Origin of the sequence: uncultured Phascolarctobacterium sp. (assembly GCF_937920985.1) — a bacterium.
GTDB lineage: Bacteria > Bacillota > Negativicutes > Acidaminococcales > Acidaminococcaceae > Phascolarctobacterium_A.
In genome coordinates, this window is the sequence record NZ_CALDXR010000038.1 from 34,425 (window position 1) to 53,130 (window position 18,706).

The 18,706-nt window shown below is 44.6% G+C and carries 15 protein-coding genes and 3 tRNA genes; 1 reads left to right on the forward strand and 17 read right to left on the reverse strand.

Translation table 11 applies throughout. The features are described from left to right. Window positions 1-4: 4 nt before the first annotated feature. The 5 genes from Q0612_RS07150 to Q0612_RS07170 all read right to left on the reverse strand — a co-directional run bounded on the left by Q0612_RS07150 (window position 5) and on the right by Q0612_RS07170 (window position 4,857). Window positions 5-721 (reverse strand): peptidoglycan recognition family protein, encoded by a 717-nt coding sequence (locus Q0612_RS07150; protein WP_298882661.1) that lies wholly within the window; start codon window positions 719-721, stop codon window positions 5-7. A gap of 20 nt (window positions 722-741) precedes the next feature. Next, window positions 742-1,992: an SH3 domain-containing protein gene (locus tag Q0612_RS07155; protein ID WP_298882663.1), complete on the reverse strand. Its 1,251-nt coding sequence runs from the start codon at window positions 1,990-1,992 to the stop codon at window positions 742-744. Window positions 1,993-2,019: 27 nt separating this feature from the next. Further along, window positions 2,020-2,739, reverse strand: a complete 720-nt coding sequence (locus Q0612_RS07160) for a lectin-like protein (protein WP_298882668.1) — start codon at window positions 2,737-2,739, stop codon at window positions 2,020-2,022. An 11-nt stretch (window positions 2,740-2,750) separates the two neighbouring features. After that, window positions 2,751-4,457, reverse strand: coding sequence for a hypothetical protein (locus Q0612_RS07165; protein ID WP_298882671.1), 1,707 nt, complete (start codon window positions 4,455-4,457; stop codon window positions 2,751-2,753). Window positions 4,458-4,692: 235 nt separating this feature from the next. Then, window positions 4,693-4,857, reverse strand: a complete 165-nt coding sequence (locus Q0612_RS07170) for a hypothetical protein (RefSeq protein WP_293828113.1) — start codon at window positions 4,855-4,857, stop codon at window positions 4,693-4,695. A 384-nt stretch (window positions 4,858-5,241) separates the two neighbouring features. On the opposite strand from Q0612_RS07170, the gene Q0612_RS07175 reads away from it, so the two are divergent. After that, window positions 5,242-6,699 carry a hypothetical protein gene (locus Q0612_RS07175; RefSeq protein WP_298882675.1) on the forward strand — a complete coding sequence of 486 codons (1,458 nt, stop codon included), beginning with the start codon at window positions 5,242-5,244 and terminating at the stop codon, window positions 6,697-6,699. A 182-nt stretch (window positions 6,700-6,881) separates the two neighbouring features. Here Q0612_RS07175 and rd read toward each other — a convergent pair whose 3' ends face one another. The 12 genes from rd to Q0612_RS07235 form a co-directional block, all read right to left on the reverse strand. Then, the gene (gene rd, locus Q0612_RS07180; protein ID WP_009146201.1) at window positions 6,882-7,040 is read right to left on the reverse strand and encodes a rubredoxin; all 159 of its coding nucleotides are present in this window, start codon (window positions 7,038-7,040) and stop codon (window positions 6,882-6,884) included. A gap of 136 nt (window positions 7,041-7,176) precedes the next feature. Then, entirely contained in the window at window positions 7,177-9,024 is a 1,848-nt protein-coding gene (uvrC, locus tag Q0612_RS07185) for an excinuclease ABC subunit UvrC (RefSeq protein ID WP_298882679.1), read from the reverse strand. Further along, a complete protein-coding gene (uvrA, locus tag Q0612_RS07190; protein ID WP_298882682.1) occupies window positions 9,021-11,870 on the reverse strand; it encodes an excinuclease ABC subunit UvrA in 2,850 nt (949 codons plus the stop codon). The genes uvrC and uvrA overlap by 4 nt, the downstream gene beginning before the upstream one ends. A gap of 213 nt (window positions 11,871-12,083) precedes the next feature. Further along, window positions 12,084-12,272, reverse strand: a complete 189-nt coding sequence (locus Q0612_RS07195; protein WP_298882685.1) for a hypothetical protein — start codon at window positions 12,270-12,272, stop codon at window positions 12,084-12,086. 38 nt (window positions 12,273-12,310) lie between these two features. Beyond that, the gene (locus Q0612_RS07200) at window positions 12,311-13,084 is read right to left on the reverse strand and encodes a PD-(D/E)XK nuclease family transposase (protein WP_298882687.1); all 774 of its coding nucleotides are present in this window, start codon (window positions 13,082-13,084) and stop codon (window positions 12,311-12,313) included. Between the two features lie 187 nt (window positions 13,085-13,271). Next, window positions 13,272-13,994, reverse strand: coding sequence for an aspartate/glutamate racemase family protein (locus Q0612_RS07205; protein WP_293828102.1), 723 nt, complete (start codon window positions 13,992-13,994; stop codon window positions 13,272-13,274). Between the two features lie 166 nt (window positions 13,995-14,160). Further along, window positions 14,161-14,535 (reverse strand): cell division protein SepF, encoded by a 375-nt coding sequence (gene sepF / locus Q0612_RS07210; protein WP_293828100.1) that lies wholly within the window; start codon window positions 14,533-14,535, stop codon window positions 14,161-14,163. A 111-nt stretch (window positions 14,536-14,646) separates the two neighbouring features. Further along, a complete protein-coding gene (gene typA, locus Q0612_RS07215; protein ID WP_293828098.1) occupies window positions 14,647-16,473 on the reverse strand; it encodes a translational GTPase TypA in 1,827 nt (608 codons plus the stop codon). Window positions 16,474-16,739: 266 nt separating this feature from the next. Then, window positions 16,740-16,813, reverse strand: a tRNA-Trp gene (locus tag Q0612_RS07220). A gap of 1 nt (window position 16,814) precedes the next feature. After that, a tRNA-Gly gene (locus Q0612_RS07225) sits at window positions 16,815-16,889 on the reverse strand. A gap of 2 nt (window positions 16,890-16,891) precedes the next feature. Then, window positions 16,892-16,968 (reverse strand) — tRNA-Asp (locus tag Q0612_RS07230). Between the two features lie 186 nt (window positions 16,969-17,154). Further along, on the reverse strand, window positions 17,155-17,961 hold the full coding sequence (locus Q0612_RS07235) for a hypothetical protein (RefSeq protein WP_298882694.1): 807 nt from the start codon (window positions 17,959-17,961) through the stop codon (window positions 17,155-17,157). Between the last annotated feature and the right edge of the window lie 745 nt (window positions 17,962-18,706).

Below are 18,706 nucleotides of genomic sequence, written 5' to 3' on the forward strand. Positions count from 1 at the left end.
ACTCCTAGTAAAATTTCAAATTCAAATCACTCAATCCTTGTTTTAATTTACCCATAAAAGCAGGACCAGGATCAATTTTTTCCGCATAATAATCTGGTACCTTCTCTATAAACAATCCGCTACTTTCTGCTTCATGTTGTTGATAATGTCCCCACACATACTTAATCGTAGAATACTTTGCCTGTAAATAGCGGATAATAGCAATGTTAGCCTTTACCTGTGCCTCTGTCAAATCTTCTTTTCCATCAACGCCGCCAACATTTTCAATACTAATAGCACACCAATTATAACCAATTGCATGCCTATTTAACGCTGTCTCCGGCGTCAACTGATAAATAGTGCCATCTCTATCAACCAAATAATGCGACGCAACATTTAAACGTCCGCCGCCATCATCTGGCATTGTCTCACTATAAAAATACTGATAAACAGATTCAGCATCATTAGATACAGTCCAGTGGGTAATTACAACTTGCGGAACAATACTAGTTATATCCTTTCCATAATGCATTTGCGCATATTCTTTGATAAGCTGCTCTCGTTGTTCCGTCCATTTTATAGGTTTATGTACAACTTCCAACTTAGGTAATTCCCGCATTACTTGCTCTTGAACAGCAGTCTTTGGAGCAACTTCTTTTTCAGTATTTTCTTCTGCTCCCAAACAACCTAAATTAGTCCAGCAAAGCAAAAGTAACAAAGATAATGTTAAATATTTACCCATCTACTAAGCCTCCAGCAATGTTACATATCTCTTTTCAGTTGAATAAAATCCTTATACACCAAACCTTCCGTACCACCTGACAAACGTACCTTATACCAAGTCTCGCCATAAAGCTTTTTCACATTAACTTTATCAACATATATTGTTCCACTGCCATTTTCTAAATTCAGCTGACACTGATAAGTACCGCCATTTTCACCAGTTATTGTCACAGGCTGTCCTTTTGCAAGTCTTATATTCTGACCATTGAAGCCCACAACCACATTATCAGTATTAATCATACCAGCTCGCTCATCATCGCATGTCTGTACAGCAATAGCATCTAGTCCGCTATTACGCTTCAAGGTTTTTATCACAGAACTATTGGTAGACGGCGCACTTCTCAAAAAAACATCATCGCCCTTAACATAGGCCATTTGAGGTTTAAAATCACCTGTTTCAAAGTGCATATACTCGCTGTTTAATCTTTCATATTCATAATAACCTTCGCTACCAATTTTAAATGCGGCTTGATAATCCAATCCATTAACACCTGCTCTAAGACCATCTACCAAACCGCTTATTCTTTTTTGTTCTGCTTGAAGAATTCTGATAAGCATTCTTCCCTTACGCGTATTTGCTTCACTGCTATTACGCAGCTCTGTTAAAGTATCTAATACTTCTTGCTCAACACGCATTGCACTGTTAAGAAGTTCTGTTTCACCTTTTAAATTACCCTTTTTGTTTATAGTATCATTAATCAATTTAGCTATGCTAGCTATGTTGCCATTATGTCTTTCTTTAGCATCTTCCATTTTAGGTATAATTGAAGCAGATGTACTAATCGTCGGCGGTATTGGAATATTTTTAGTTTTATTTGGTTGTATAAACACAAAATATACAGCAATTCCTAATACTAAAATACCTAAAATCATGCCAAAAATTATCATCATATTTTTGTTTATCGCAGTCCCACTAGGATTAACTTTAATAGGTGTTACAGTCTTAGGTGTTACAGGCTTAGGTGGTGGCTGTATAGGACCAGAAATTATAATACCACCACTCTCAGTTTTTACAGAATTACTCGTTTTATTAGCATCAGTAATGTTCTCAACAATAGCTTTATAAGCACTTGTCAATTCTCCCAGTTCTTTTACAGCTGCAGCTCGTTCTTCAGAATCCCGAGACAGCATTTTTCCCTGCACTTCTTTTTTCTTAGACATAAAGGCATTTTTTGCTTCATCTTTTGTACAGTTTTCATTTAATCCAAGCAAATCATAATAATCTTGCATTTACACTCCACTCCTCTACCTAGCAAATTAACCGGAAATCTCTTCCTCATAATCCGGTTCTTCATACGAGCTATTGCCCCACGATGGTTCATAATAGCCGCCATCTGCTGGTGCTTCTTTTCTTACAACTTTTTCCTTATATTCTTGTGGTTTCACTTCTTTATCCCATTCAATTATAAATGCTGTAGTATTACTATTTTCTAACAAAGGCGAAAACGAACCAGCTTTCCAAGTAGCATTTTTATATTTGCGATATAACATCGCATACCTTTCATTACTTTCTTCCTTTGTCGGTTGCCCAGAATGCCAATTGGTAAATTTAGGCTTCTGCCCATTAGGTAATACCCAATTGCCATTAAGCTCTTCATCAGTCAAACCAAAATACGCACTGTCGTATCCTTGTGAAACCATGAAATCATACAACATTCTGCTCTTTTCTTTAGAATCAATTATTGCCAAATGACCACCTACACGATCTGCATATAATTCAGCTTTTTTATACCCAGAGCGCAAATCAACAATTTGGTACATGCGATTATTTGCCAATATCGTCGGTTTAGATTCGCTAGGCTTAGTTTTATCTTTCTTTGCTATTTTGGGTTTAGATGAATGCCCTCCATTAGAAATGCCAACAGACCTTAATATTTTATTACCAAAATTTCCCCAATCAAATGCGTCAGCAGGCGTTGCATACAAACTGCTAGTTGTTAATGTCAAAACTAATAAAATACCACATATCTTTTTCATAATTAGCTCCTTCAATGCGTTCTTAATCTGAAAGTATCGATAGCAACAGGTACCACTTTATCATTTTTTAATTTGAAAACTACACCAAGCTCACCCTCTCCATTGCCAACTCTACTCTCTTGAATACCATTTCTATTCTTTCTTGTATAATTAAATTTAAAATTGATTTTATAAATTCTATCTTTGAACGGATTATATAATCTATTATTATACTGTTCATTGCTTGTAACTTCAGTAATATCCATAGAATATATACCGCTTCCATCAGCTCTGTTGAAGAAACGCTTATATTGATCATACATACTGTTCAGTTTTGCTTCCGAAAAGCCTAATTGCAGATTCTCAAGGCTTTCATTTTTGACTGCCCCTTCTACAATTTTTCGCTGAATATCTTCAGATTGCTTCTCCATGTCCTGCAAAACATCTTTTTTCAAATGCGATTTCCAATAATATAAGACTGAAGATTTCGTATTGGGCGTTAAAATCAGCTTTGTTTCATAAGGATCGCAAAATGGTACTTCTACCTTAATATTATGCTCGCCATAAAAAAGGCCTGGACAAAGGTAGTTATGTGTACCTCTGTTGGTACTACTCGGTGCTTTTAACAGCACCCCATCAACATAAAGCTTGGCATTAGTTTCTACTTCCATATCAACTGCCCTAATCGTCTCATAATCAGGGATTTTATAATTGCCAAGTATTTTATCCCAATAACTAACGGGAGCAACCGTCACTAAAGTTCCCTCAACTTCACTATTATCATTTAATCTCAATTTATATTTATATGTACATACGTGTTGTGCATCAACTTTGGTTTCTTGCCCTACTTGTACAACGTTGATGTCAGCTATTCCTTTAGACAGCTTCACAACTAGTTTATCCTTATAATCCTTAGGGTTTTTCTTCACGAACTCTATGCTCTTTATATAATTGTCTTTATTTACAAAATCATTCTCGGTTACAAACAAATATCCATAAGCTGCAGCATAATCCTGTTTGCTGAGAGCAGTCAAATACTTCTCTACTGCTTTTTCCGGCGTATTAACATAATTTTTAAAAACACCAATGCCACACACTAGAATAAGCAATATCGCCAAAACGCTGAAAATATAGTTTTTATATTTGACAATTGCTGTCACTACGCCATTGTCACCACTATTGCCACCACCATATTCACCATTGTTTCTTAAAGGTTGTCCACAGTTTCCACAAAATTTCAAAGTAGCGTTATTGGCAAACTGACACTTCGGACAAATTAAAACATTATCAGCGATACGAGTTACATCATCTGGCTTAGGCGAAACGATAACTGTTCCACTATTACTATTCGTACCAATATTACCATCTTTATTTTTTTGCCCAACTTTTTCATCCACAGAAGCAACTGCCCCTTTATTACCATGCGTTATCTTGCTTGTATCTTCTATATCCTGCTTATCTTGCTTTGTATTATTGGTATTATCTTTGACCTGTATATCATGCGTTGCGCTACTGCTTTCCTGCTCTTTAACTTCCGCTTTTTTATTGTTGAGAGAAGTTATAATTTCTTTGTAAGCTTGCGTTAATTCCTGCAATTTGCGCATAGCATCCTGTCGCTCGTAGGAATCCTTAGACAATAATTTACTTTGCAAAGAAGCTTTCTTGCTTAAAAATGCTTTTTTCACTTCATCTTTACTGAGAGTCTCATCTATTTCTAATAAATTATAATACTGTTTCATGCTCATCACCATTCCTTGCTTAATAATGTTTTAACATGGCTTCTCGTTCTTCTAACAAGTTGTGTATTCCAATATATTTATCATTAACTTCTGCACGATCATAGCTTTCATCAGAAACCATTTTTCTAATGAAAGCAATTCATTACAGATGAGAGTTTCTAATTCTGTAATATTATCACTGCCATACCCAAACTCTCCACAAGCTAAAGACCGCGCTTCTAAAGCCACCGCTTTTTTATAAAATGTCTTGCGCCTGACCATTTTTTACAAATATAGCTTCTTGTCCAGGTCCAACTATTAACTGCGAACCTAATATAATATCTTCCCTTTCCCATTTATAAATTAACCATGGTTCGTTGTTACGAGTACCATCAAATTTTATTCTATTCAATATTGGCATTAATATCACCCTCTCTACTAAATTGATATGAGAAATTTATTGATACACTAATAGTAGTCAAGTCGCAAGCTAAAACCATCCACTATACCCTCCAATGTATACCTCTAACACCCATTTTGCCCCCCACTACACAATAGCGTTTCTACGAAGTACTTGTCTATTAGTTCGCAAAGCATCGTCATATAGGGGTATCTCTTATCAATGCTCGTATATATCATTATGAAATTTCCATTATACTCTTAATTTTAACCAAATTGACATATATCTGACACATGTGACAACTTTTGTGACAGGCTTCTTGCATATTCAAGACTTTATTATTGTCACAAATTCATCTATAATATATATATTGACGATGAACTATTTTTAGGAAGGGTTTTGCTTATGACATTATTTGCAGATACGCTCAAAAAGTATCTAGAAACCAAAAATACAACAATTTACACTATCTCAAAAATAAGCGGTGTAGACAGAACAATGATACAGCACATGAAGGTTGGTAAGCGTATGCCTGCGAATGTTGCAGACGTAACTGCCATCGCCAAAGCCATGATGCTCAACCCCAGTGAAACAGCAGAATTACTGCGCGCCTATCATATATCACATATGGGAGAAGAAAACTTTTTCCGTCGTGAGCACGTCAGCAAAATCATCTCCGGTTTTTACGATATGAATTCTGCCGACGAGCTTGTGATTCCCACAGGCGTACAGGATATGCTCGATATGCAGGAACAATTAAAAACTATCAACGGTCAGGCTAATATCAATCGTATTTTGAAGGCGGTTTTGGAAATTGAAGCCAATAAAAAATCAGGCCACATCAAATTAATGGTACAGCCTGAATATCAATATATTTTTGATTGTCTTACTTCCATTGATTTTAACCGCAATAACACGCTTGTGGAAGCTATCATCGTTTTTGACAAAAACGAAGGACATAAAAGCACAACCTATAACCTTAACATCCTGCAAAAGCTTGTGCCTATTTTATTCCAATGCGAGGTTTTCCATCCTTACTATGTTTATGACAATGTTGATACGTTGTTCAACCACACAAGTATGCTGCCGTTTAAAATCATCACCAGTGATTTTGTTTTAACAATATCCTACGAACAGGATAAAGCAGTTCTCTATCATTCACAGGATATGGTTGCACTTACCTGTGATACCTTCAAAAAAAGTCTCAGTGTTGCTAATCCGATCTGCCAAGCCTTCCATCCTACGCCGGAGGAATATTTGCAGTCTACCTTCCTCAGCGATGAGGAAATAAACGCTGAAGAAGTGCATGAGCTTTTCTACCAGCCTTGCTTCCCCAGCTTCTGTCCGGAAGATATACTTATGGACAGATTAAACAAGGATATTATACCGGCTGAAATGCAAGGTGTTATTGTTGCTTATTTTGACAAAATCCGTGCACAATACAGCACACATCATATTTCCTTTACGTTGGAGGGCCTAAACCTCTTTATGGAAACAGGACGCGTAACAGAAATCCCTGATTTCATGTACACTTACCTGACGCCGCCGCAACGCCTGGCGCTTTTAAAGAACATTATCAACAGCGTTGATGATGGCAGCTTCACGCCAAGGATTGTGCGCAGTGAAAAGCTTTCCGTACCGTCACCTATCTGCATTTGCGCGCCAAGCGAGCAAAATATTATTATATATTACTTCAGTTCCAATAAAGGACAGTATATCTTCCATCTGCAGGAATTAAGCCTGGTACATGCATTCCATGATTTTCTGGTTTACCTGCCGGAAAGCAGTATGGTTTATTCCGAAGAGGAAAGCAAAGAGCTGCTGCATGCTGTCTACGATAAATATAAAAATATCTATAATTAATAAGTAACATCAAAGAGGTTGGGACAAACCAACTTCACAAATTAAAGAATCGCTAGAATTAAGTATTTTTTAATTTTTTGCACTAAAAAACCAGCGGATATTTACCTGACGGTAAACCTCCACTGGTTTTTCTGTTTAAGGCTAGGATAACCCCAGCCTCGTTTGCTATATCCTATGCAATTTTACATTTCCGAGAATTGATCCTTGCCTACACCGCAAAGAGGGCAAACCCATTCTTCCGGTACATCTTCCCAGGCTGTGCCTGCTGCAACACCGTTATCGGGATCGCCAACCTCAGGATCATACACATAACCACAAACATCACATACCCATTTTGCCATAAGCTTCGTCCTCCTCTTGCCATAGCCCGCGCTTTTAAGAATAGCTAAGTGCGAGCTACATAATAATTATTATTTTTGACCTATAATTATTATAGCACAGTATGCGAGGATATTCTGCAAAATAGCTGTGAACCTTTTACTGCAGCGCCTGCTGCTTTTCCAGCAAATCCAGACGGAAGAAGTCGTACAGCGTCTGTGCCGCCGCATGGTTCATGCCTTCTACCGCAGCCAGCTCTTCGACGCTTGCTGCTCGCATAGCGTCCAGCGTTTTGAACGCCTTCCACAGCTCCTGCCGACGCTTAGGACCGATGCCATCCACATGGTCGAGCACGGAAATGAGATTGCGTTTACCACGCAGCTTGCGGTGATAGGTAATAGCAAAGCGGTGCGCCTCATCGCGGATGCGCTGAATGAGGTGCAGCGCAGCGCCTTCACGGTCCAGCATAATGCTTTCGCTCTGATGCGGTTTAAAGATTTCCTCCTCGCGCTTGGCCAGACCTACAACCGGCAAATCGTCAAGGCCCAGGCCGCGGATAACCTCCAGCGCCGAGCTCAGCTGGCCCTTGCCGCCGTCGATAACCACCAGGCTGGGCAAGTCCTCATAATCCCGGTAACGACGGTAGACAACCTCCTGCATGGATTTGAAATCATCAGGCTTGCCTTCTGCCGAAACAATTTTATATCTGCGGTAATCTTTTTTGCTGCTGGTGCCGTTGCGGAACACAACCATGGAAGCAACAGTTTCGCTACCCTGCGTATGGCTGATATCGAAGCAGTCCATGCGCTCCAGAGGATGCTCCAAGCCCAAGGCCTGCTGCAGCTCTTCGGCTGCCTGCAGGTCGTTTTTCAGCGACAGGCTGCCCTTGCGCAAGCGTTCGTTCAGCAGCTTGACGGCATTTTCATTCGCCAGCTTCAGCAAATCCTTTTTAACGCCGCGCTGTGGCAGCAGCAGCTCTACCCGTCGCTGCGCCTTGTCTGCCAGCCACGTTTCAATAAGCTGTTTTTCTTCCTCCTCGGGCAAATACGGCAGCACTACTTCCTTGGGAATAAAGGTTGCTTCGTTATAATACTGCTTGACGAAGGCTGTCATAACCTCCTGCGGCGTGTCGCCGCCGTCGGGCATAAAGAAGTTATCTCTGCCGATGAGCTTGCCCTTACGCACGAAGAATAGCTGCACGCACAGGCCTGTCATATCCTGCCCCAGGCCGAAGATATCCATATCACCGCCGTTATTAGTGACAGCCTTCTGCGCCTCGTTCAGACGTGCCACAGCCTGCAGCTGGTCGCGCAGTCTGGCAGCCTCCTCAAAGGCGTAGTTATCCGCTGCCTCCTGCATCTGCTGCTTCAAATCACGCTCCAGCTCCGTGGTGCGTCCGTCCAGCACCATGCAGACGGATTTAATCATCTTGTGGTAATCCGCATTGCTGATATAACCGGCACAGGGTGCAAGGCAACGCTTAATATGGTAGTTCAGGCACGGTCTGTCAGGATTCATTTTGCGGCAGGTGCGCAGCGGAAACATGCTGCGCAGCAGCTTTACCGTAGCATGCATGGCACCGGCGTCGGCATACGGTCCGTAATAACGTGCGCCGTCACGCATGTGTCTGCGTGTAACATATAAACGCGGGAAATCCTCCTGCATGGTAACCTTAAGATAGGGATAGGTTTTATCGTCCTTCAGGCTAATGTTGTAACGCGGGCGATATTTTTTGATCAGGTTACATTCCAGAATCAGCGCTTCCACCTCACTGGAGGTAACAATCGTTTCAATCTCCGCGATTTTCGCCACCATCGCCTTCACCTTCGGCGTATGGCTGGCCAAATTGCGGAAGTAGCTGCGCACGCGGTTTTTCAGCACTACGGCCTTACCGACATAGATAACCTTGCCGGAAGCATCGTGCATCAGGTAAACGCCGGGCTTTTCCGGCAGCACAGCCAGGGCGTTTTTTATGTTATCACTAAAGCCTGCGGCTAATTCTGTCATACGTACCACCCGTTCTTCTTCGCCTTAGCCAGCTCCTGCTTGATGTACTGTCCTGTGTAGGATTTTTTGACCTTCGCTACTTCCTCCGGCGTACCGCTGTCCACCAAGGTACCGCCCTTGTCGCCGCCCTCGGGACCGAGGTCGATAATATAATCCGCTACCTTGATAACGTCCAGATTATGCTCAATGACGATAACGCTGTCACCGCCTTCTACAAGACGCTGCAGCACATCCAACAGCTTGTGTACATCCGCGATATGCAGGCCTGTCGTAGGTTCGTCCAGGATATACACGGTGCGTCCCGTACTGCGGCGCGAAAGCTCCGTTGCCAGCTTCACGCGCTGCGCTTCGCCGCCGCTCAGCGTCGTCGCTGCCTGTCCCAGATGAATGTAGCCAAGGCCTACGTCCTCCAGCACTGCCAGCTTGCGGTAAATGCGCGGCTGATTTTTGAAGAATTCGCAGGCTTCGCTCACCGTCATATCAAGAACCTCCGCGATGGATTTGCCCTTATAATGCACCTCCAGCGTATCGCGATTGTAGCGTGCACCGTGGCAAACCTCGCATGGAACATAAACGTCCGGCAGGAAGTTCATTTCTATCTTATTCATGCCGTCGCCCTTGCAGGCCTCGCAGCGTCCTCCCTTTACGTTAAAACTGAAGCGGCCTGCCTTATAGCCTCGCAGCTTGGCCTCGTTGGTCTGGCTGAAGAGCTCTCGGATAAAATCAAAAACGCCGGTATAGGTTGCAGGATTGGAGCGCGGTGTGCGTCCGATTGGGGACTGGTCGATATTGATGACCTTATCTGTATATTCTATGCCCTCGATGCTGTCATGCTCGGAAGCACGCAGACGCGCACTGTTGAGCTTCGCAGCAAGAGAGTTATAGAGAATATCGTTAATCAAAGTAGATTTGCCGCTGCCGCTCACGCCTGTTACTACAGTAAAGACTCCGAGCGGAATGCTGACATCAATATTTTTGAGATTGTTGGCGCGGGCGCCGTGAATCGTCAGCATCCTGCCATCGCACTCACGGCGATGCTTAGGAACCGGGATAAATTTGCGGCCGCTAAGATAGGTACCGGTAACGGATGCAGGCACCTGCTTAATTTCTTCTACCGTGCCTTGGGCCACTACCTCACCGCCATGCTCGCCTGCTCCCGGACCGATGTCGATAATTTGGTCGGCAGCATACATCGTTTCCTCATCATGCTCGACAACAATCAGCGTATTGCCCAAATCACGCAAATGCTTGAGCGTTTCCAGCAGCTTGCCGTTATCGCGCTGATGCAGACCGATGCTCGGTTCGTCCAGAATATACAGCACGCCTGTCAGGCCGCTGCCTATCTGCGTTGCCAGACGGATGCGCTGCGCTTCGCCGCCGCTCAGCGTACCGGCGCTTCTGTCCAGCGTCAGGTAATCAAGGCCTACGTCGTTGAGGAACTGCAGGCGCGCCATGATCTCCTTCAGCACCTGATGCGCAATGATTTGCTGCTTCGGCGTCAGCTCCAGCTTTTTAAAGAACTGCAGGCAGTCGCGCACCGTCAGCGCCGTAACCTCACAGATATTTTTACCGCCGATAAGAATTGCCAGAGCCTCCGGCTTCAAGCGGCTGCCATGGCAGGCCGCGCAGGGAGTGCTCGTCATAAACTCCTCCAAATCCTGACGCATAGCGTCGCTGAAGGCTTCACGGTAACGACGGCGCAGCACGTTCAAAATGCCGTCAAAGGTTGTGTTGTGCTCCTTAACCTCACCCTGCAGGTTTTCGTACAGGAACTTAAACTTGCTCTCGCCGGCACCATCCCACAAAAGCTGCTGCATCTCGGGCGTCAGCTCATTCCATTTGGTGTCATAGCTATAGCCATAGGCAGCAAGAACTGCGCCCAGCTGCTTCATGAAATAGGAATTCAGATTGTTGCTGAAGCAGGCAATGCACCTTTCCGCAAAGCTTTTGTCAGCGTCAGGCACAATCAAGGCCTTGTCAAACTCCATATGCATGCCAAGACCTGTGCAGTCCGGGCAGGCACCGAAGGGGTTGTTGAAGGAAAACAGGCGCGGTTCAATCGCAGGCAGGCTGATACCGCAGTCATTGCAGGCAAAATGCTCGCTGAAAAGCTGCGTTGCCGTTGTTTCTCCCAGTGTTGCTACCTCCGCAAAGCCATCGGCCAGCTTCAGCGCCGTTTCCACGGAATCCGTCAAACGTTGCCTGATGCCTTCACGCACCGCCAGACGGTCGATAACTACAGAAAGGCTGTGCTTTTTATTTTTCTCCAGACGGATATCCTCATCCAGTGTGCGCACCTCGCCGTCAATATACATACGCACATAGCCTGCACGCCGCATATCGTCGAGCAAACGCATATGCTCACCCTTGCGCCCCCGCACCAGCGGCGCCATCACCATAAAGCGGCTTCCCTGCGGCAGCTCCAGCACCTTGTCGACTATCTGCTGCACGCTCTGCTGCTCGATGAGCTTGCTGCATTTAGGGCAGTGCGGTTCACCTGCGCGCGCGAACAGCAGGCGCAGGTAATCGTAAATTTCCGTTACCGTACCTACGGTAGAACGCGGATTGCGGCTCGTGGTCTTCTGGTCGATGGAAATTGCCGGGCTCAGGCCTTCGATGTAATCCACATCAGGCTTGTCCATCTGCCCCAAAAACTGACGGGCGTAGGCCGAAAGTGATTCCACGTAGCGGCGCTGGCCTTCGGCGTAAATTGTATCAAAGGCCAGGCTGCTTTTGCCGCTGCCGCTAAGGCCTGTGATAACTACCATTTTATTGCGTGGTATTTCTACCGTTATATTTTTCAGGTTGTGCTGACGCGCACCCTTCACAATTAAAAATTCTTGCATATGTTTTACCTCTGTTAACAAAAGGCAGCAGCTGCTGCCAACGATAGTATGTTTATATTATAGCACACTACTAGGATAAACGCAGTAAAAATGCTTTTCTGGAAACTCACGCTAAAGGTTAATTTTTATATTAGATTGCACTAAAAGCAAAACCCCCCGGCTTACAAATTAACTGCAAACCGAGGGCATTTTTCATTTTAAATTATTATTGTTTCAGGCACTGCGCTTACCAGCAAGTTCTCTTACCTGTGCTTCTGTTATCTCCAAAATGCTTGCTATCTCTTCTACCGACATACCCTTAGCTGAAAGCTTTACTACAATTTTCTTATTATTTTCTCTTTCTGCTTCTGCAACAGCCTTTTGTGCTCTTTTCTCTGCATATTCTTCAATAATATCCCGCATGTAAGCTTCACGCTCCTTTGTGTTTTGCAAACAGCCGCTTAGGCACTGCGCTTACCAGCAAGTTCTCTTACATGAGCTTCCGTTAAATCCAACAGATTTGCTATTTCTTCTACCGACATTCCTTTTCCTAGAAGTTTCTCAACGACCTTCATATCGTTTTCTGCAACAGCTCTTTGCGCTCGTTTCTCTGCGTATTGTTCAATAATATCCTGCATGTCAGCTTTACTCTCCTTTGCATTTTTCAAATATCCGCATTTCGCAGCTAATTCACTATAATGCATCCTTGCGGGATCCTTACAGTAAAAATCCTGCATCAGCTTGCCTAACGGTGTATCATCTTGTACCTTACTGTTTACATAAACGATATGCGTACCATCGCCAAAATCAGCACCGTTTTGCTTAATCACTCTATCAATATCGTATAATGGCAGATTACCTTGAAGCACATCATTTTCAGTGATAAAAATTACATAGGTAACCGGTAACTGTTCGTATGGCTTACCGGCCTTCAGCAAATTACTGTCCAGCAAGCTGCTGTAAAAGCGTGCTCTTTTTGCTGGCGCACCTTCATCACTACGTTGAACCTCAACATTGAAGTATACTCCAGCCTCATCCTGTGCTAGAATATCCATTTGTGCCGAATGTCCATAAAGATTTTGGATAAAATTCTGCACCTTAACTTCTTTCACTTTGATTTTATCATTTTTCAAAATAATGCGCAATAACAATTCCGCTGCAGGAATATTGTTTTCAAAAACCTTATTCATAAACTTATTATTCATTAAGCACAGCTCCTGAACAATTTGCTGCACTTCGGTAAGCTCCTGTGTTGGCACTTTATCAGCTCCCTATCTTTGTAATTTTCAGATTTTTCTACTTATTAGATTATAAAGCATCAATATCTGGCAGTCAAGTTGTTTTCTGAAAATTATGTGCAATTTATCGCAGTAAAATAAAAACCACCTCAGCCTCACGCCAAGGTGGTTCAGCGAACAAATATTATTTTACTTCTTCATAAAGAGCACGCACGCAGGCATCTGCCAGCGCACCGATGCTGGAAACGCTGCGCTCCTGCGGCAGTCCGGATGCATCATAGCCAAGCGGCAGCTCTGTGCAGGCGGTCATTACAGGAATATCACGCTCAGCCCACAGCTCCTCTACCAGCTCCTTCATAATAGCGCCGGCCTTTGCCAGCTGGTTAGCCTTAACGCAGTTGATAACCTCCTGAGATTTATCGCTCTGCTCCTCATTCGGAATGTACAGTGTCAGTCCGCGCTTTTCGGCATATTTCTGATACAGTCCGCAAGCACGCGTGCCTTTAGTAGACAGCATCCAGGCACCCTTTTCCGGAGACAGCTCTTTGGCAGCCTTAACGGTTTCGTCAACGATATGCAGCAACGGTACCGGCAATTCATCAGCAAATTGGTCGATAAAGAAATGTGCAGTATTGCAGGGAACAGCAAGTACATCCGCACCCATATCGCACAGCTGCAGTAAATCAGCCTTCAGCTTCGGCAGCGGGGATTCACCCTTGCCGAAAATTGCTGTGCCGCGGTCCGGGATATCGCAGTCACCAATCATATACACTACCGGGTGCTCCTGGTCGCAGCTTGCCGGGCATCTCATAGTAAACTGACGCAAGAACTCTGCAGCAGCTGCAGGGCCAAGGCCACCGACAACACCTAATTTTTTACCATTCTTCTTCATTTTCATTTCGCTCATATATACCTCTTCTTTCCTGTTTAGCTTCACTGATAGGATTAATAAAGTTCTTTTAATTTTAGCACACCAAGCTGGTATTTGCAAATATTGCCAGGCCCTGCAGATAGACAAAAAGCCGCTGCCAGCCACCCCGCAGAGTGACAAGCAACGGCTAATTTTTTAATTTTTATTTACTAAGCCAGGAACGTACACTGGAAGAAGCTCTTGTCTCTTCCTTGCTAACCTGTACCTGTTCAGGTGCATAAAGCAGCAAATCATCATTAATTTTTTTCACATCGGCATTTACAATGTAGCTTACGCCGTTCAGATAATCAAAAATGCGATATCTGAGCGCTTCGTCAACTGCATCGAAGCATACCATAATTGCGCTGCCGTTCATCAGAGAATCTGCATACTCACGCACATCCGCAAAGGATTTCGGCGTACGCACCATAATATTCAAATGACCGGATTTCAGCAGACGCGGACGGGCATATACCTCCTGCTGCTCTTCCTGTTCATCTGACCAAAAGAATTTCATTGCTGTATTTTTTAAACCCATGGCCATCAGCCTCCAAACCAAAACAGTTATTTAGACTATTATTCGCTGCCTATAGGCAAAAGTCCTGCTTAGTAATCTAATTGTAGCAAATTTTCAACAGGTTGTCAAAATTTATGCTTGAACATTCTTCATACGGCCACGCAGCTTGCCGCGCTCCAGACGGTCCAGAACCTTCTTACGCATACGGATGCTCTTCGGAGTTACCTCAACCAGCTCATCATCGTTGATGTGCTCCAGAGCCTGCTCCAGAGAGAAGGTCTGAGGCGGAATCAGACGGATAGCGTCGTCACTGCCGGAAGCACGCATGTTGCTGACATGTTTCTTCTTGCAGGGGTTAACGTCCATGTCGTCTTCACGACTGTTTTCGCCAACCAGCTGGCCTTCGTAAATCTTTTCTGCAGGAACTACGAACATGGTGCCGCGCTCCTGAGCATTGCCGATACCATAGGAGGTGGTTTCGCCAGTTTCAAATGCAACCAGGCTGCCACGGGTACGGCCGGGGATTTCACCCTTATATTCTTCATAACCGGCAAATACGTGGTTCATAATGCCGTTACCTTTAGTATCAGTAAGGAACTGGTTACGGAAGCCAATCAGGCCACGAGCAGGAATCTTGAATTCCATACGCAGATAGCCGGCCATTTCGGTCATGTTCTGCAGCTCAGCTTTACGCAGGCCCAGGCCTTCCATTACAGCACCCATGAAGTCCTGCGGTACGTCAATGGTCAATGCTTCCATAGGCTCCATCAGCTTGCCGTTTTCATCGCGGTGCATAATAACCTTAGGTTTACCAACCTGCAGCTCAAAGCCTTCACGACGCATGGTTTCAATCAAAATAGACAGATGCAGCTCGCCACGACCAGCAACCTCATAAGCATCCGGGCTGTCGGTTTCTTTAACACGCATGGAAACGTTGGTTTTAACCTCTTTGAACAGACGGTCACGCAGGTGACGGCTGGTAACGAATTCGCCTTCACGACCGGCAAACGGGCTGTTGTTAACGTAGAAGAGCATGGACAGAGTAGGTTCGTCAATCTTGATGCCCTTCAGAGCTTCCGGATTTTCGCTGTCAGCGATGGTGTCGCCGATGTTAGCGTCCTGCAGACCGATCAGCGCAACGATATCACCTGCTTCAACCTCAGGCACTTCTACACGCTTCAGGCCCTGGTAGGTGTACAGACGGCCGATTTTGCCGTTACGGTTGCCTGCTTCGTCCATCAGGGTAATGTTTTCGCCGTTGTGGATGGTACCGCGAACTACGCGGCCGACAACGATACGGCCTACATAATCATCATAATCCAGGGTATTAACCAGCATCTGCAGCGGTGCGTTAACGTCAACGTCCGGAGCAGGAATGTTTTCCAGAATTACTTTGAACAAAGGCTCCAGAGAATCGCTTTCCTCATCCATGGACAGCTTGGCAATACCGTTACGGGCGGAAGCCAGAACAACCGGGAACTCCAGCTGATCTTCATCTGCATCCAGTTCAATGAACAGGTCCAGAACTTCATCAATAACCTCATCAACACGTTGGTCAGGACGGTCAATCTTGTTGATGACAACAATCGGTTTCAGGTGTTGCTCCAATGCTTTACGCAGTACGTATTTGGTCTGCGGCATCGGGCCTTCATAAGCATCAACCAGCAGCAGTACGCCATCAACCATGGTCAGTACGCGTTCAACCTCGCCGCCGAAGTCAGCATGGCCCGGGGTGTCCAGAATGTTGATTTTTACGCCGTTATGCATAACAGCAGTGTTTTTAGACAGAATGGTGATACCACGTTCACGCTCCAATGCGTTGGAGTCCATAACGCGTTCTTCCACGCGCTCGTTAGCACGGAAAACGCCGCTTTGCTTCAGCATAGCATCAACCAGGGTAGTCTTGCCATGGTCAACGTGGGCAATAATTGCTATATTACGAATATCGTTTCTAATCATTATTCCTTTTCTCTCCTTCATAAAAGACAAGAAAAAGGATGCTTGTCAAGTGCATCCTTTCACAGTATTACTAAACTATTTTATTATATGCTTTTTCAGTCATACTGTCAATAAAATTGTCTTGAAAGTTACAGAAAAGCTTGTAAGATGCAAGGTAAAGGGGTTAGCAGCAAAGCCTTGCATAAACTATTTGCTAATAAAGTAGTATCTTGCTAAACGCAGGCATGAAAAAAGCCTGAGAGCGAACTCTCAGGCTACTTTAACTATGGCAGGGGCACTAGGACTCGAACCCAGATCGACGGTTTTGGAGACCGTTGCTCTACCATTGAACTATGCCCCTATGGAGCGGAAAACGAGATTCGAACTCGCGACCCCCTCCTTGGCAAGGAGGTGCTCTACCACTGAGCTATTTCCGCATTGGCGACCCGGATGGGACTCGAACCCACGACCTCCGCCGTGACAGGGCGGCATTCTAACCAACTGAACCACCGGGCCAATGTCAGGTGTCTGACAGGTATATATATTACCATATGTTTAGCGTTTTGGCAAGTGTTTTTTTGCAATTTTTTTCAGGAACGCTTTTCCAGCTGCCAACACAAGTCTTTTAAGCAAAAAAGTGTTGGCAGTCTTAACCTGAATCAGGTCAAAACTCCAACACTTATTTTAGAGAATCAATTATGCTTAGTATTCAGCTAACTTAGCAGCAGCTTCCGGGCAACCTTTGGCAGCAGCCAGTTCAAAGTAGGTTTTGGAGCAGATTTTGTGGCCCATTGCCAGATATTGCTCGCCCAGCTTGTACATGTCTGCAGCGTATTCCATATCCTTCAGCTTAGCAGCAGCCTTCGGGCAGCCTTTGGCAGCAGCTAATTCAAAGTAGGTCTTGGAGCAGATTTTGTGGCCCATGCCCAGGTATTGCTCGCCCAGCTTGTACATATCTTCTGCGTATTCCATGTCCTTCAGCTTAGCAGCAGCTTTCGGGCAGCCTTTGGCAGCAGCCAGTTCAAAGTAGGTCTTGGAGCAGATGCAATGGCCCATTGCCAGGTAATGCTCACCCAGGTTGTACATGTCTTGTGCATATTCCATGTCCTTCAGCTGTGCGATTGCTTCTTCAGAGCCTTTGGCAGCAGCCAGCTCCAGGTAGGTTTTGCCGCTGATGCAGTGGCCCATGCCCAGATATTGTTTAGCAAGCATCAGGCAGCCTGCAACGTATTCTTTTTCTTTTGCTTCAGCAGCAGCGATCTCTTCGTCGGTAACGCCGGCTTTTTCTTTGAACCATGCCATAATAGCATCCATATCTTCAGCCTTGTGCAGCACGCTTCTGAATTTATAGTCAATCACCTTGGTAGTATACAGGTACTCAACACCCAGGTCTAAGTCAAAATAATCCAATCCGAAAAATGTCAGAATACCATCAATAACAACCTCTGCATTAGCAGGATCCTTCGCCAGCTTAGCAATTTGTAAATACTTTTCAGCAACAGTCGTCATTTAAAAAACCTCTCTTTTTCATTCTTTTGTAAGAATAATCAATTATTAGTTCCTTAGGAACCAATATAATCATATCACGATTGAAAATAATTATCAACTATCTATATGGGAAATAGTAGGAAAATGGGAGATAGAGGGGAAAGATTTTGCTATGCTGCCTTTTGCCTCTTGGCATATTCGTGATTTTGCTTTATTGGCGAATACGCTGATTAAAATTCTTGCGAGAGGTGTGGGACAGAACGAAGTTGCCAGAACTCTTGTCAAATGCCGGTTGGTGTGTTATAGTAAAGTTATCTTTGGAGGCTGGCTGCCTTCTTAAAAGCCTGATTACCGCTTGCGGTATATGCTGAGAAAGGCTCTCCTAGGGGAGAGCTGTCGCCCGTCAGGGCGACTGAGAGGGGTTTGCTGTCTTTACTTTTGCTATCATTCCCACTCTCCCCTCCTCAGAGAGGCTTTCTGCTACCGAAGCTTTTAGCACCCCCTTTAGTCGCCTACGGCGACAGTTCCCCCAAGGGGGAACCAAGGTAAGTCAGCTTTAAGCCTGACTTCTTGCCTGCCCCTCGGGGAAGGTGGCTGCGAACGCAGTGAGCAGACGGAAGGGTTGTACCTGATTACCGCTTGCGGTTTTGTATGTTAGCGCAAAGCGACACTAAGAGACTCCCCTTGGGGGGAGCTGTCACCCGCTAGGGTGACTGAGAGGGGTTTGCTGTCTTTACTTTTGCTATCATTCCCACTCTCCCCTCCT